Here is a 14,341-nt window from a genome sequence, read left to right as displayed (position 1 = left end):
GATCCGGCCTAGTCGCCGACCGCGAGATGAGCGACCTGGATCATCTCCGGTGGCCGGACCCGCGACACGAGCTCACCGCGGCCGGGTATCAGCGACTGCAGCCGTGACCGACCAGTGATGAAGCCCTCGTCGCGGTCGCCACTCATCAGCAGGATGTCCGACGACAGGTCCTTGAGGCGGGCTATGAGCGGGTCGAACATCGCCCGTCCCAGTCCACCGGACCGCCGGGCGAGCACAATGTGCAGGCCGATGTCGCGGGCATGGGAGGCCAGCTCGACGATCGGCAGCATCGGATTGCCCGTCGACGTCACCACCATGTCGTAGTCGTCGACCACGACGTACACCTCCGGCTGACCCTCGAGCCAGGTGCGGTCCCGCAGCTGTTGAACGGTCACGTCCTCCGGCGGCATCCGGTTCTTCAGGTAGGCCGCCAGCTCCGTCATCATCGACGCCGCGCGGTCGGGCGAACTCGCGTACCCGGCCAGATGGTCGCCGTCGATGATCCCCAGCATGGTGCGGCGGTAGTCGACGAAGACGATCCGGACCTGCTCGGGTGTGGCGCCCGCGACGAGCCCGGTGACGATGGTGCGGAGCAGGTTGGTCTTGCCGTGCTCGACATCGGCGAAGGCCATGAAGTGCGGCTGGGCGGTGAAGTCGAGCACCACCGGCGCGAGCTCGAGCTCCCCCACACCGATCGCGACCTGGTTGGGCGCGAGGGTGAGCCCGGCGTCGGCGACCGCGCGCTGTACCGACGCGTGGTCGATCTCGGTGCTCAGTTTGCGCACGGCCATCGCCCCACGGCCCGGATAGGCGGCGGTGAGCCTCTCCACGGACTGCGCGACACCGGCGGGGAGCGATTCGGCACTGCTGACCGGGTCGAGGCGAGGCAGCGCGATCAGCATGTGCAGCTCCTGCCCGGTCAGGCCGCGTCCGGGACGGTTCTGCGGGACCAGAGCGGCGGCGCGACGCCCCATGTCTGAGTCCATCGGGTCGCCGAGGCGCAGCTCGATACGCGTACCCATGAGATCGCGGACCGCCGGGCGCACTTCGGCCCACCGGGACGCGGTGACCATGACGTGCACGCCATAGCTCAGGCCCTGGGCCACGATTGCGGTGATCTGTTCCTCGAGCGACTCCAGTTCCGTCCGCAGCACGTTCATGCCGTCGAGGACGAGGAACACGTCGCCGAACCGGTCCTGGGCCAGCGGGTCGGTCGCCGGCGAGGTGACCCCGGACCGGAACCACGACGCACGGCGGGCCCGGTAGTCGCGCATCGATTCGATGCCCAGGCGGGCGAACAGCAGCTCGCGGGACCGGACCACGGCCGCGACCTCGGCAACCGTACGTCGGACCGCGTCCATGTCGCCCCGCGAGGCGACCGAACCGACATGCGGGAGTCCGGCGAGTCCGGTCAGACTGCCGCCGCCGAAGTCGAGACAGTAGAACTGCACCTGCTCGGGCGTGTGGGATGCCGCCGCCGACATGATGATCGTGCGCAGCGTCGTCGATTTGCCCGACTGCGGACCGCCGACCACCGCCACGTTGCCCGCGGCACCCGCGAGGTCGATGACGAGGGGGTCGCGTCGCTGATCGTAGGGCCGGTCGACCACACCGACCGGGACGGTGAGGTCGCCGGGGACCGCGGGTCGTGACCAGTCCCGTTCGCCGAGAAGGTGTTCCACGGTCGGGGACTCGTCCAGCGGCGGCAGCCACACGCGGTGGGCCGGCGGACCGGCGTCTCCCATGCGGTCGACGATCGTCTCCATGAGTGTGGGCACCGGCGCCGAGACCGGTTCGAAATCTATGGGTTCCTCGGGGGCGGGCGGTTCCTCGTCGAGCAGACTCTCGGCCTGATCGAGCAGGGACCGTGACGCGCCCTCGTCCAACGGGACCGGCAACGCGGTGAACACCTTCAGGTTGCCGCGCCGCAGCGACGCCGTGGTGCTCGGATCGGACGACTCGACGACCGTCGGCGAGTGGTAGGCACCCGACACGTAGGACGTGTTGAACCGGATCGGGTCGGCCGAGTCGCACTTGAGGTAGGCCGAACCGGGAACGCTCGGCAGGTGATAGGCGTCGGGCACACCGAGAACCGACCGGGACTCGTTGGCGGAGAAGGTCTTCAGACCGATCCGGTAGGACAGGTGCGAGTCCAGACCCCGGAGCTTGCCCTCCTCGAGGCGTTGCGATGCGAGCAACAGGTGGATGTGCAGCGAGCGGCCGAGTCGTCCGATCGCGACGAACAGTTCGGCGAAATCCGGCTTCTGCGAGAGCAGTTCGGAGAACTCGTCGACGACGATGAACAGTGCGGGCAGCGGATCGAGCCGCACTCCGGAGGCGCGGGCGCGCTCGTAGTCGGCGACGTTGGCGTAATTGCCCGCGGCCCGCAGCACCTCTTGGCGCCGGTTCATCTCACCGGAGAGCGCGTCCTTCATGCGGTCGACCATCGACAGTTCCTGCTCGAGGTTCGTGATGATCGCCGCCACGTGGGGCGCGGACTCCAGGCCGAGGAACGTCGCACCGCCCTTGAAGTCGACGAGCACGAGATTCAGCTCGGACGGCGAGTGGGTCGCCAGCATGGCCAGCACGAGTGTGCGCAGGAACTCCGATTTGCCCGACCCGGTGGCGCCGATGCACAACCCGTGCGGACCCATGCCGCCGTGCGCGCTCTCCTTGATGTCGATCTCGACGGGCGCGCCGGTGGGCGTGTAACCGATCGGCACGCGCAGGCGCTCCCGGCCGGTGCGCCCGCGCCAGGCGGTGGATGGATCGAACCGCGCCGCGTCGTCGATGCCGAGCAGCGCGGGCAGGCCCGGGTCGGCCGAGGTCGCCTCGGACTCGAGGTGGGCCAGTGTCGCCGCGGTGGCCAGTCGGTAGCGCGCCATGCGGCGGGCGATCGCCTCGGCCTCGGGAATGGTGAGCGAGTCCATGTCGGCGAACTCCTCGACGCCGGCCGCGCTGCGTGCCGAGACCTTGCCCCCACGGACGACGAGCTGCAATCCGCGCCGCACCGCGAGACCGTCCGGCGGCGCCGTCAGGTCGAGGATCGTGACCCCCTCCATGCCCGCGTCGTTGATGATCCGTTCGTCCCCGGCGACGTACCCGTCGTCGATGATCACCACCAGGTGCGCCCGATGGGCGTTCGGCGGTGCCGAACGGCTGAAGCGGCCGCGCTCGAGGAGGTCGGCGGCCATCGAGTTCTCCAGGTCCGCCAGGGTCGGATAGATCATCCGCATCGCGCCGACGCCGTCTCGCAGCGTCGGATGCCCCACGTGCGGAAGCCATTTCGCCCAGTCCCAGGCCTCTCCCGCGGGATCACCGGTGACGATGCCGATGTGCAGGTGATCGGGACCGTGAAAGGCACACAACTCCACGACCATCGACCGGACGAGGTCGCGGGTCTCCTGCCGGGCGCCCTCGATGTTGACCGCCGGGAAGCCGCGCAACGAGATCGAGGTCGGCAGGCGGTACACCGCCGAGTGGGTGCGCACGAAGCGACGCAGGGCCACCATCGACACCGGTTCGATGTCCTCCAGCGGCCCGGTCTCCGGTGGCATCAGTCGCGTGGCCAGGCGCTGGACGCCGACACCCACTCGCACATGGGCGAAGTCGGCATCATTGGGGCGGCGTTCCCACATCCGCCTGCTGCCGATCACGTCGAGCAGCGCACGCGGGTCCGGATGACTCCAGGTGCGCGCCGCACGCTGGTTGTCGACCGTCTCGAACACCTGGCTGCGCAGCTGGCCCAGATAGCGGAAGTAGTCCTTGCGCTCCTCGTTGAGTTCGCCCGCCCGCTTGCCGCCGCCGCGCCCGCCCGCGGCGAACATGCCGAACATCGACATCAGCATCATCAGCGGGAACATCATGAACAGCGGGTTGGACAGGATGTTGCGTCCGCCGGTGACGACCATCAGCGACACCATGCCGACCACCGCGACGACCATCACCACCGGGAGCAGCCTCATCAGGAGATTGCCCGGCACCACCCGCGGTACGTCCGGCGGCGCCTGGATGTTGACCTCGCCGCCGGGTGTGCGTGGCGGCGTGATGCGCGGCCGACGCACAAAACCCTCGGTCGTCGTGACCACACGTCCCCCCTGACATGTCGCGCCTGTGTATCCCCGGGCGGGCGAACCCGCTGAGGTTGGCTATGTTAGCTGCTGAACCCAGGGGGAGGATTGACCTGATGTCGTCTGTGGACGGATTCGCACCGGGGTACCCGACGACCGCCGCCGACGCGGACATCGGGGACCGCCGGCGGGGTGAGGCGGCCGTCGAGCCCCAGCTCGTCCGGGTGTCGGTGCTGGGCGGCAACACCCAGCTCGACGTCGGCCTCCCCGCAGGCATCCCCATCGCGGGACTCATCGGCGACCTCGTCGCCCAGATCGAGTCGCGCAACCCCTCACGGTCGGACCCCGACGATCCCGACGCCGACGCGCGCAATCCCGGACGCCCGCACGACCGCCAGAACAAGTGGACGCTCGCCCTCGTCGGGCAGGAACCGCTCCCCCTGCACCGGTCGCTGTCCGAGTCGGGCATCCGCGACGGCGACCTGCTCCTGTTGACCTCGACGCGCACCGGGGAGTCCCCGGTGCTGTTCGACGACGTGGTCGACGCCGTCGCCCGATTGAACGAATCCCAGTTCGTCGACTGGACCGCCGCCGCCGCCCGACGCGTGGGTTACGCGCTCGCTCTCGTCGCCGCGGTCGCGGCGGCGGCATCCCTGGCCGCGATCCGGTCCGACACCGGTGCCCTGTGGTCCGCCGGCCTGTCGGGCCTGGCTGTCGTCGGGTTCGTCACCGCATCGACGATCGTGTCCCGGTACTACCGCGACGAGCAGACGTCGACCATCCTGTCGCTGTGCGCCGCACCCATGGCGTTCGTGACCGGCATGGTCCTCACGCCCGGGTCGTTCGGGGCCGCGCACCTGACGCTGGGCTTCGCGGTGACACTCGTCGCCGCGGTCGTCAGCTACCGCATGACCGCCGCCGGCCCGACCGCGCACAGCGCCGTGACCAGCGCCGCTCTGCTCGGTGCGGCCGGCTCCGGGGCCCGGCTCCTCATCGATGCACCGGTGCCCGATGTCGCCGCCGTCATCGCCGCGGTCGGCCTCCTCCTCATCGGACTCGCGCCCCGCACCACCATCCTGCTCGCCAAACTCCCGTTGCCCCCGGTTCCGACGGCCGGCGCCGCCATCGACGTCAAGGACATCGAACCGCGCCCGGCCATCGAGGGCATCGGGGCGATCGGCGCGACCGCGCTGCCGAAAGCCGATGCGCTGGAGCGTCGTTCCTATCTGGCCAACGCCTATCTGACCGGCATCGTCGGCGGCCTGACCCTCATCACCGCGATCGCGGCGGTCCTCACCGCGGCCCCGCTCGCCGGATTCGAATGGCGCAACGCCGTCTACGCCGCGATCATCGGCGTCGTGCTGTGCCTACGAGGCCGATCCCACAGCGATCTGTTCCAGGCCGGTATCCTCATCGTCGCCGGGTCGCTCGTGGTGATCACGCTGATCACCGGGCTCGCCTTCGGCGACGACCGATGGCCGGTCATCGGCTTCGCGCTCGGCGTCCTCGCGGTGATCGCCGCATTCGTCTTCGGGGTCGTCGCCCCGAACCAGGACTTCTCCCCTGTCATGCGCCGCTGGGCGGAGATCGGCGAGTACATCCTCGTCGCGCTCATCGTGCCGCTGCTGCTCTGGTTGCTCGATCTGTATCGCATGGTCCGCGAGATCTGATGCGCCGCATGCGCATCCGCGGCGCCGGGCTGCTCGGGTCGGCTCTGGTCGCTGCGCTGATCGCGACGTCGACGTCGCCGGCCGCGGCGGTGAACCCACCGCGCATCGATCCCGGCGCCCTGATCCGGTCGGCCCCGGTCGCCCCGCCCGAACCGACCGAGCAGCGCCATCTGTGCAACACCACGGAATTGACGCGCAATGTATCGAAATCGACTGCGGCGCAGTCGATGATGAACCTCCCCGAGGCGTGGCGGTTCAGCCGTGGACAGGGCCAGCGGGTCGCGGTCATCGACACCGGGGTGACACCGCATCCGCGGCTCGGCCGTGTCGTCGCCGGTGGCGACTACGTCTCGGGCGGTAGTGGACTCGACGACTGCGACGCCCATGGCACCCTGGTGGCCGGCATCATCGCCGCACGGCCCAGCACCGCCGACGCGTTCGCAGGTGTGGCACCCGCGGCGTCGATCATCGCCATCCGCCAGTCGAGCAGCGCGTTCCAGAAGAAGGACGATCGCGCCCGGGACGACGCGGCGCCGTCGGTCGGGTCGGGGTACGGGTCGGTCCGGACCCTTGCGCATGCGATCGTGCGCGCGGTCGACCTGCGCGCCACCGTCATCAACATCTCCGAGGTCGCATGTGCTCCGGCGTCGGACTCGGTCGACGATCGCGCCCTCGGCGCGGCCATCCGGCACGCCTACGACCGCGACGTCGTGGTGATCGTCGCCGCGGGCAACCTGACCCGCGACGGCGCCTGCCAGAACCAGAATCCGGCCCCCGCCGCCGACGATCCGGGAGGCTGGCGGTCGGTCTCCACCATCGCAAGCCCCGCGTGGTATGCGCCGTACGTACTGACCGTGGGTTCCGTGGATGCCGACACCGGTTCTCCCAGCGACTTCAGCCTGCACGGGCCGTGGGTGAGCGTCGCGGCTCCGGGCACCGACATCGTGAGCCTGGACAGTCGACGCGGTTCCCGGCGGCTGGCGTCGGCGCAGGAGAGCGACGGTGGACCGATCCCCCTGATCGGCACCAGTTTCGCCGCACCGTACGTCGCGGGTACCGCCGCACTGATCCGGTCGCGGTTTCCGGAGCTGTCCGCGCGCGAGGTGATGGAGCGCATCATCGCCACCGCCCACTCGCCGGGCGATGGACACGATCAACGGATCGGGCACGGGGTCGTCGACCCGGTCGCCGCCCTCACCGCCGAGTTGCCGACCGATCAACGGCCGGACCGTGCGTCGGCGCCGATCGCCGCCCCGCCGGTGGCCCAGCCACCCGATCACAGCGCCCGCACCGTGGCGATCGTCGGCAGTGCGGTCGCGGCGATCGTCATCGCAGCGGTGCTCGCGATCGCCCTACCTCATCGACGGGTGCGCAAGCTCGACCCGGACGAGTTCTGACCTCGCGCCGCGACCGGCCACACCGCTCGCGGCGTCGTCAGCTGGACGAACGCGCGGGACGCAGCTCGCGCGGAAGCGCGAAGGTCAGCGTCTCGTTGGCCGTGTTGACCGTCTCGACCGTGCCGTAGCCGCGCTCGGCCAGGTAGTCGAGGACGCCGCGGACCAAGACCTCGGGCACCGATGCGCCGGAGGTGACGCCGACGGTGGTGACACCCTCGAGCCAGGTCTCGTCGATCTCCCGTGCGTAGTCGACCAGGTGGCCGGCCCGGGCACCCGCTTGCAGCGCCACTTCCACGAGGCGTACCGAGTTCGACGAGTTCTGCGACCCGACGACGATCACCAGATCGCACTCGGGCGCCATCGCCTTGACCGCCACCTGGCGGTTCTGGGTGGCGTAGCAGATGTCGTCGCTGGGCGGGTCGTTGAGCAGCGGGAACTTCTCCCGCAGGCGCCGGACGGTCTCCATGGTCTCGTCGACGGAGAGGGTGGTCTGCGACAGCCACACGAGCTTGGACTCGTCGCGCACCGTGACCGAGTCCACACTGTCGGGGCCGTCGACCAGCTGGATGTGTTCGGGGGCCTCGCCGGCCGTGCCCTCGACCTCCTCGTGGCCCTCGTGACCGATCAGCAGGATGTCGTAGTCGTCGCGCGCGAACCGCTTGGCCTCCTGGTGGACCTTGGTGACCAGCGGACAGGTCGCGTCGATCGTCCGCAGGTTGCGTTCGGCGGCGGTCTGGTGGACCAGCGGGGAGACCCCGTGCGCCGAGAAGACGACGATCGCACCCTCGGGCACCTCGTCGGTCTCGCCCACGAAGATCGCACCGCGCTCGGCGAGGGTCTCCACGACGTGCCTGTTGTGGACGATCTCCTTGCGCACGTAGACGGGAGCGCCGTGCTTGTCGAGCGCACGCTCGACGGTCTCCACCGCACGGTCGACACCAGCGCAGTAGCCCCGGGGTTCGGCGAGCAGGACACGCTTCGTCTCAGACATGCTTCCCAGGGTACGGGTTACGCGGCGTTGCCCGTGATGGCAGAGTGTTGGCATGGATCGCGCACCATACCCGGCCCGGATAGCCGCAGGTCTGATCGTCACCGCCCTCGAGGAGACACGGAAGCTCCCGGCGCTCCTCATCACCTTGCCGATGACCGCGGTCAGCCAGACACTGCAGGCCGGCATGCGGGCGCAGCAGAACATCGCCGAACTGGCCATCAAGGGCGACGCCGCTCTCGAGATGTTCTTCGACCGACCCGACGAACAGCCCGAGTGGGCGCGCTTCGACGAGGACGAGGCGGAGGCCCCCGAGCCGGACTCGACGCCCGCTCGCGCCACACCGACCCCGGATCGCGAGCCGGCAGCCAAGACCCCCGCACCGACCAGCATCGACGACGAGGTCGAGGAGGCCGCCACCGACGCCGATCTCGCCGCTCCGCCGCGAGCCGACGCCGGACGCTTCGCGCTGTACAGCTCGACCCCCGACGACGTCGTCGCGGCCGAGGTGCCGGGCGCCGAGGCGGTGGGCGCCTCCAACGGCTCGGGTCCCGAGATCGTCGAACTCATCGACTACGACTCCTTGACCCTCGCTCAACTGCGCGCCCGACTCCGCTCGGTGGCCATCGACGATCTGATGGCGCTCGTCGACTACGAGAAGACCGCCCGCAACCGCGCTCCGTTCGTGACGATGCTGGAGAACCGGATAGCCGCGCAGAACAAGCGCTCCACCGAAGCGTGACCGGGGCCGACACGAGCGACACACCGCGACGTTCCTCGTCGCCGAACTCGGCCGAACACCCGTGGCCGGTCCGGACGGTGAACACCAAGATCGCCGACTGGATCCATCGGCTCGGACAGATCTGGGTGGAGGGTCAGGTCACCCAGATCAGCCGGCGCCCGGGTACCCGGACCGCATTCCTCACCCTCCGCGACCCCGCCGCAGACATCTCGATCTCGGTGACGTGCAGCCCGGACCTCTTGGCGCGCACCGAGGTCCCGCTCACCGACGGCAGTTCCGTGGTGGTCCTGGGCCGGCCGAGCTACTACACCGGCCGCGGCACGGTCTCCCTGCGGGTCAGCGAGATACGCGCGGTGGGCATCGGCGAGCTGTTGCTGCGCATCGAACGACTGCGGCAGCTCATGGCCGCCGAGGGACTCTTCGACGCGCGCCTCAAGCGGCCGCTGCCCTTCCTCCCGCGGGCCGTCGGGCTCATCAGCGGACGCGCGAGCGCCGCCCAGCACGATGTGGTGAGCGTGGCGACGGCACGCTGGTCGGACGTACGGTTCGACATCCGGGAAGCGCCCGTGCAGGGTCCGACGGCCGTCGCCCGCATCCTCACCCATCTCGCCGAACTCGACGCACATCCAGATGTCGAGGTCATCATCATCGCGCGGGGCGGGGGCAGCGTCGAAGACCTGCTCCCCTTCTCCGACGAGGCGTTGTTGCGCGCGGTCGCACGATGCCGGACACCGGTGGTCAGCGCGATCGGACACGAACCGGACAATCCGTTGCTCGATTTCGTCGCGGACCTGCGCGCGGCGACCCCGACCGATGCCGCCAAACGCGTGGTCCCCGACGTCGAGGCCGAACTCGCCGGGATCGCCGACCTGCGTCGCCGGAGTGCGCAGGCGCTGCGCAACTGGGTGCGCCGGGAGTCCGGCGTCGTGGGGTCGTTCCGGGCCCGTCCGGTACTGGCCCGTCCCGGGGTGCTGGTGGACTCCGAAGCCGCGCGGGTGGCCGAGCTGGTCCGCGCGCTGCGTCGGGATGTGTTGCGCCACATCGACTCCGAGGAACGTCGCGGCGACCATCTCGCCGCGCGACTGTCCACCCTCGGTCCCGCACAGACGCTGGCGCGCGGCTACGCGGTGGTCCAGCGCACCGACACCGACCCGCCGCATGTGGTCGGCGCCCTCGCGGACCTGCCACCGGGCGCGTCCCTGCGCATCCGGGTCGCCGACGGCGCCGCGACCGCACGGGTCGACGGACCAGCCCCACGACGCTCCCGCGCCCGATCCGCCACGAGACCGACGAACGCGCAGACAGACGGAGGAGACGCGTGAGCACCGACGAGACATTCACCCCCATCGACGAACTCGGATACGAGGAGGCACGGGACGAGCTCGCCGAGATCGTCACCACGCTCGAGCACGGCGGGCTCGATCTCGACGCCTCGCTGGCACTGTGGGAACGCGGCGAGGCCCTCGCCACGCGCTGCGAGGAGCACCTGCGCGGAGCACGGGAACGCATCGAGGCGGTCATCTCCGAGAAGAGCACCGACCGCGACGACGAGGACGACGACTGATCAGTCGAACCGCGCGAGCACCTCACGGTCGAGAGCGCTGATGCGAGCATGTTCGGCGGACGGTCGCGCAGCGGCTCGGGCGAGGACCGGCCGACGATCCTCCCGGCCCCTCGATCGGGAGGAAAGCGGCCGCCCCACCACGGTTTCGGAGGATGGCCCCAGACCCGGACCGGGCGCGGTCGCCGCCACTGCGGCGGGCGGTACGGCGTGCACGACGATCGCGCCCGCACGTTGCCCCGGAACGACCACCACCAGCATCACCAGGACCGCGGCCACTACGAGTCGCGTCCACACGAAGTGTGGCCCGAACCCGGATCCCCCATCCATGAGCGCCTCCTGGAGACGACGCTATGGACTCCGACCCGGGTCCTCACGAGTAGTGCGCTACCCCATTCGCAGCGGGGCCTGGGCGACGACCGACGACGCGATCGTCTCGATGTCGGCATCGCTGCCCCGCGACAGCACCGCGATGCGAACGGCGCCGAGATCGGTGATCCAGAACTTCTTGCCCTCCGCCGTCTCGTAGGTCACCCACTGGCGCCCACCTGCCTGCCGAGTGCCGGTGCCGGCGATGTCGCCGAAATCACCCCGACTCCCGCCCAGATACGGCACGAACACGTCCTCCGGCGCATCGGTCTGGCTGAGCTGGACATACGCGCCACCGCTGCTCAGCCACCCCACCGTGCTGATCCGGTGCCCCTCGATCGCGTCCGACGAACCGGAGTTGGGCCGCCACCCCGCCGGCGTCGGCGGGCGGCGGATCGGGAACGGGAGCTGACTCGCGTCGGCATTCAAAGCGCTGACCACGTCGAACGGCGGCAGCTTGCTGTCGGCCACGTCTTTCGACGCCCCGACCGAGCAGTTCCCCGACGCGATCAGCACCAGCGCGCACAGGGCGAGCAACGGCACCAACGACCAGAACATGTCCTTGCCGTTGATCAGAATGCGGGGTTTGTCTGCCATGGCGCCGAGTATCCCACCAGCAGGGTCACTGACCGAATGCCCGGTGTGACATGCAAGGATGGTCTCTGAGACCACCGCCACAATCACTCGGCGCTCCCCGATCAGCGCCGAACAGAGGAGTCGATTGCCCATGACCGCCAGCACCCATCAGGCCCCGGACCGCAACCTCGCGATGGAGTTGGTCCGCGTGACCGAGTCGGCTGCTCTCGCGGCCGGGCGATGGGTCGGCCGGGGTGACAAGAACGGCGGTGACGGCGCCGCCGTCGACGCGATGCGCGAACTTCTCTCGTCGGTGTCGATGCGCGGTGTCGTGGTCATCGGCGAAGGCGAGAAGGACGAGGCGCCGATGCTCTACAACGGCGAGGAGGTCGGCAACGGCGAGGGCCCCGACTGCGATGTCGCCGTCGACCCCATCGACGGCACCACGCTGATGGCAGAGGGCCGCCCCAACTCGATCTCGGTGCTCGCCGTCAGCGAGCGCGGCACCATGTACGACCCGTCAGCGGTGTTCTACATGGACAAGATCGCCGTCGGGCCGGACGCCAAGGGCGCCATCAACATCAACGAGTCCGTCGAGTGGAACATCAACTCGGTCGCCAAGGCGAAGGGGATCGACGTCGCGGACCTGACGGTCATCGTCCTCGACCGTCCGCGCCATGCCGATCTCATCGGCGAGATCCGTCAGGCCGGCGCCAAGATCCGCCTCATCTCCGACGGCGACGTCGCCGGTGCCGTTGCCGCGGCCGACGACTACTCCACCGTCGACATGCTGATGGGCGTCGGCGGCACCCCCGAGGGCATCATCACCGCGGTGGCGATGAAGTGCATGGGCGGCGAGATCCAGGGCAAGCTGTGGCCCCAGACCGACCAGGAGCGCCAGAAGGCCCTCGACGCCGGCCACGACCTCGACCGCGTCCTGACCAACGACATCCTCGTCAGCGGCGAGAACGCCTTCTTCTGCGCCACCGGTGTCACCAACGGCGACATGCTGCGCGGCGTCACCTACCGACCGAACGGTGCCACCACCCGGTCGCTGGTGATGCGGTCGAAGTCCGGCACCGTCCGTCGTATCGAGGCCGTGCACAAGCCGGCCAAGCTCCGCGGGTACTCGCGTCTCGATCTCTGAGATCGCACCGAATGCGGTGACTTCCGATCCCGGGCCCCCACCGGCCCCATGTCCACGAGGCTCGACGACGAGCGAACCTCTGGCGTGGGGCCGTTCTCGTCGGGCGATACGATGCGGTCCGTGAGTAAACCAGCCTCAGCCCCCGAGTTTCTCTACTCCGATCTGCTCCCCACCGGCGCCGACGAGACCCCGTACCGGTTGATCACGACCGACGGTGTGTCCACGTTCTCCGCGGGCGGTCGGACCTTCCTGCAGGTCGATCCGGAGGCCATCCGGAGGCTCACCGCCGAGGCCATGCACGACATCAGCCACTACCTGCGCCCGGCTCACCTCGCGCAGCTGCGCAAGATCATCGACGACCCGGAGGCGTCGGGCAACGACCGTTTCGTCGCCCTCGACCTGCTCAAGAACGTCAACATCTCCGCCGGCGGCGTGCTGCCCATGTGCCAGGACACCGGCACCGCGATCGTGATGGGCAAGAAGAGCGAAGGGGTCCTGACCGGCACCGACGACGCCGAAGCCATCTCCCGGGGTGTCTACGACGCCTACACCCAGCTGAACCTGCGGTACTCGCAGCTGGCCCCGCTGACGACCTACGAGGAGAAGAACACCGGCTCCAACCTGCCCGCGCAGGTCGAGATCTACGCGACCGAGCAGGGACCCAAGGGTCCGGAATACAAGTTCCTGTTCATGGCCAAGGGCGGTGGCAGCGCCAACAAGTCGTTCCTGTTCCAGGAGACCAAGGCGATCCTGAACCCGACGAGCATCCTCACGTTCCTCGACGAGAAGATCCGCTCACTGGGCACGGCGGCGTGCCCGCCGTATCACCTCGCCGTCGTGATCGGCGGTACCTCAGCCGAATTCGCGCTCAAGACCGCCAAATACGCGTCGGCCCACTATCTCGACAACCTGCCCACGGAGGGTTCGATGTCGGCCCACGGGTTCCGTGACCTCGAGCTCGAGGACAAGGTCTTCGAACTGACCCAGTCCTTCGGCATCGGAGCACAGTTCGGCGGCAAGTACTTCTGCCACGACGTGCGCGTCGTCCGCCTGCCCCGCCACGGCGCGTCGTGCCCGGTGGCGATCGCGGTGTCGTGTTCGGCCGACCGGCAGGCCCTCGGCAAGATCACCGCCGACGGGGTCTTCCTCGAGCAGCTCGAGACCGATCCGGCCCGCTACATGCCCGCAGCCGGTGTGGCCGAAGACATCTCGGGCGGCGAAGTCGTCGAGGTGGACCTCAACCGGCCGATGGCCGAGATCCTCGCGCAGCTCTCGGAGTATCCGGTCAAGACGCGTCTGTCGCTGACCGGGCCGCTGGTCGTCGCGCGCGACATCGCCCACGCCAAGATCAAGGAGCGTCTCGACGCAGGCGAGCCGATGCCCGACTACCTGCGCGACCACCCCGTCTACTACGCGGGACCGGCGAAGACCCCCGAGGGCATGGCGTCGGGATCGTTCGGGCCGACCACGGCCGGCCGGATGGACAGCTACGTCGAGCAGTTCCAGGCCGCGGGTGGCTCGATGGTCATGCTGGCCAAGGGAAATCGATCCAAACAGGTCACCGAGGCCTGCGGCTCGCACGGCGGTTTCTATCTGGGCTCGATCGGCGGGCCCGCGGCACGTCTGGCGCTCGACTGCATCAAGAGCCAGGAGATCATCGAGTACCCCGAACTCGGCATGGAGGCCGTGTGGAAGATCGAGGTCGAGAATTTTCCCGCATTCATCGTTGTTGACGACAAGGGCAACGACTTTTTCACCGACCCGAGCGGGGCCGTGAACGTTCCGCTGAGCGGCATAAGGATTCGATCGAAGGAGTAGTCA

The 14,341-nt window shown here is 69.3% G+C and carries 11 protein-coding genes; 7 read left to right on the top strand and 4 right to left on the bottom strand.

Going from position 1 to position 14,341, the window contains the following annotated elements; translation table 11 throughout:
* Positions 1-8 precede the first annotated feature (8 nt).
* Complete coding sequence (eccCa, locus tag ABIC25_RS04190) at positions 9-4,088, bottom strand: type VII secretion protein EccCa (RefSeq protein WP_354560100.1); 4,080 nt, start codon at positions 4,086-4,088, stop codon at positions 9-11.
* A gap of 98 nt (positions 4,089-4,186) precedes the next feature.
* Here eccCa and eccD point away from each other — a divergent pair, with 98 nt between their 5' ends.
* Entirely contained in the window at positions 4,187-5,740 is a 1,554-nt protein-coding gene (gene eccD / locus ABIC25_RS04185; RefSeq protein WP_248645080.1) for a type VII secretion integral membrane protein EccD, read from the top strand.
* Positions 5,740-7,137, top strand: a complete 1,398-nt coding sequence (gene mycP, locus ABIC25_RS04180; protein ID WP_248645079.1) for a type VII secretion-associated serine protease mycosin — start codon at positions 5,740-5,742, stop codon at positions 7,135-7,137. Before eccD ends, mycP begins: the two co-directional genes overlap by 1 nt.
* A gap of 37 nt (positions 7,138-7,174) precedes the next feature.
* On the opposite strand, the gene ABIC25_RS04175 is transcribed toward mycP, so the two are convergent.
* Complete coding sequence (locus ABIC25_RS04175; RefSeq protein ID WP_004019341.1) at positions 7,175-8,128, bottom strand: 4-hydroxy-3-methylbut-2-enyl diphosphate reductase; 954 nt, start codon at positions 8,126-8,128, stop codon at positions 7,175-7,177.
* Positions 8,129-8,180: 52 nt separating this feature from the next.
* Between ABIC25_RS04175 and ABIC25_RS04170 the strand changes: the two genes are divergently transcribed.
* Genes ABIC25_RS04170 through ABIC25_RS04160 form a run of 3 tightly spaced genes read left to right on the top strand, consistent with a single transcriptional unit; the run spans position 8,181 to position 10,431 of the window.
* On the top strand, positions 8,181-8,867 hold the full coding sequence (locus ABIC25_RS04170) for a lipid droplet-associated protein (RefSeq protein ID WP_248645078.1): 687 nt from the start codon (positions 8,181-8,183) through the stop codon (positions 8,865-8,867).
* Complete coding sequence (gene xseA / locus ABIC25_RS04165) at positions 8,864-10,189, top strand: exodeoxyribonuclease VII large subunit (RefSeq protein WP_354560098.1); 1,326 nt, start codon at positions 8,864-8,866, stop codon at positions 10,187-10,189. Before ABIC25_RS04170 ends, xseA begins: the two co-directional genes overlap by 4 nt.
* The gene (locus ABIC25_RS04160; RefSeq protein WP_354560096.1) at positions 10,186-10,431 is read left to right on the top strand and encodes an exodeoxyribonuclease VII small subunit; all 246 of its coding nucleotides are present in this window, start codon (positions 10,186-10,188) and stop codon (positions 10,429-10,431) included. Before xseA ends, ABIC25_RS04160 begins: the two co-directional genes overlap by 4 nt.
* Here the strand turns inward: ABIC25_RS04160 and ABIC25_RS04155 are convergent, their stop codons facing one another.
* Positions 10,432-10,758 carry a hypothetical protein gene (locus tag ABIC25_RS04155; protein WP_354560094.1) on the bottom strand — a complete coding sequence of 109 codons (327 nt, stop codon included), beginning with the start codon at positions 10,756-10,758 and terminating at the stop codon, positions 10,432-10,434.
* Positions 10,759-10,815: 57 nt separating this feature from the next.
* Positions 10,816-11,394: a DUF4245 domain-containing protein gene (locus tag ABIC25_RS04150; protein WP_033203614.1), complete on the bottom strand. Its 579-nt coding sequence runs from the start codon at positions 11,392-11,394 to the stop codon at positions 10,816-10,818.
* 130 nt (positions 11,395-11,524) lie between these two features.
* Between ABIC25_RS04150 and glpX the strand changes: the two genes are divergently transcribed.
* Both glpX and ABIC25_RS04140 read left to right on the top strand, forming a co-directional pair.
* Positions 11,525-12,520 carry a class II fructose-bisphosphatase gene (gene glpX, locus ABIC25_RS04145; RefSeq protein WP_004019347.1) on the top strand — a complete coding sequence of 332 codons (996 nt, stop codon included), beginning with the start codon at positions 11,525-11,527 and terminating at the stop codon, positions 12,518-12,520.
* Between the two features lie 120 nt (positions 12,521-12,640).
* A complete protein-coding gene (locus tag ABIC25_RS04140) occupies positions 12,641-14,338 on the top strand; it encodes a fumarate hydratase (RefSeq protein ID WP_101819276.1) in 1,698 nt (565 codons plus the stop codon).
* Positions 14,339-14,341 lie beyond the last annotated feature (3 nt).

It is taken from the genome of Gordonia sp. PvP123, from assembly GCF_040547295.1.
GTDB lineage: Bacteria > Actinomycetota > Actinomycetes > Mycobacteriales > Mycobacteriaceae > Gordonia > Gordonia terrae.
Note: the sequence above shows the minus strand (reverse complement) of the source record. Positions and strands in the feature narration are given on the sequence as shown.

Coding starts and splice junctions, on each gene's coding strand:
- eccD (WP_248645080.1), top strand. CDS start 4,187: ATGTCGTCTGTGGACGGATTCGCACCGGGGTACCCGACGACCGCCGCC.
- mycP (WP_248645079.1), top strand. CDS start 5,740: ATGCGCCGCATGCGCATCCGCGGCGCCGGGCTGCTCGGGTCGGCTCTG.
- ABIC25_RS04175 (WP_004019341.1), bottom strand. CDS start 8,128: ATGTCTGAGACGAAGCGTGTCCTGCTCGCCGAACCCCGGGGCTACTGC.
- ABIC25_RS04170 (WP_248645078.1), top strand. CDS start 8,181: ATGGATCGCGCACCATACCCGGCCCGGATAGCCGCAGGTCTGATCGTC.
- ABIC25_RS04155 (WP_354560094.1), bottom strand. CDS start 10,758: ATGGATGGGGGATCCGGGTTCGGGCCACACTTCGTGTGGACGCGACTC.
- ABIC25_RS04150 (WP_033203614.1), bottom strand. CDS start 11,394: ATGGCAGACAAACCCCGCATTCTGATCAACGGCAAGGACATGTTCTGG.
- glpX (WP_004019347.1), top strand. CDS start 11,525: ATGACCGCCAGCACCCATCAGGCCCCGGACCGCAACCTCGCGATGGAG.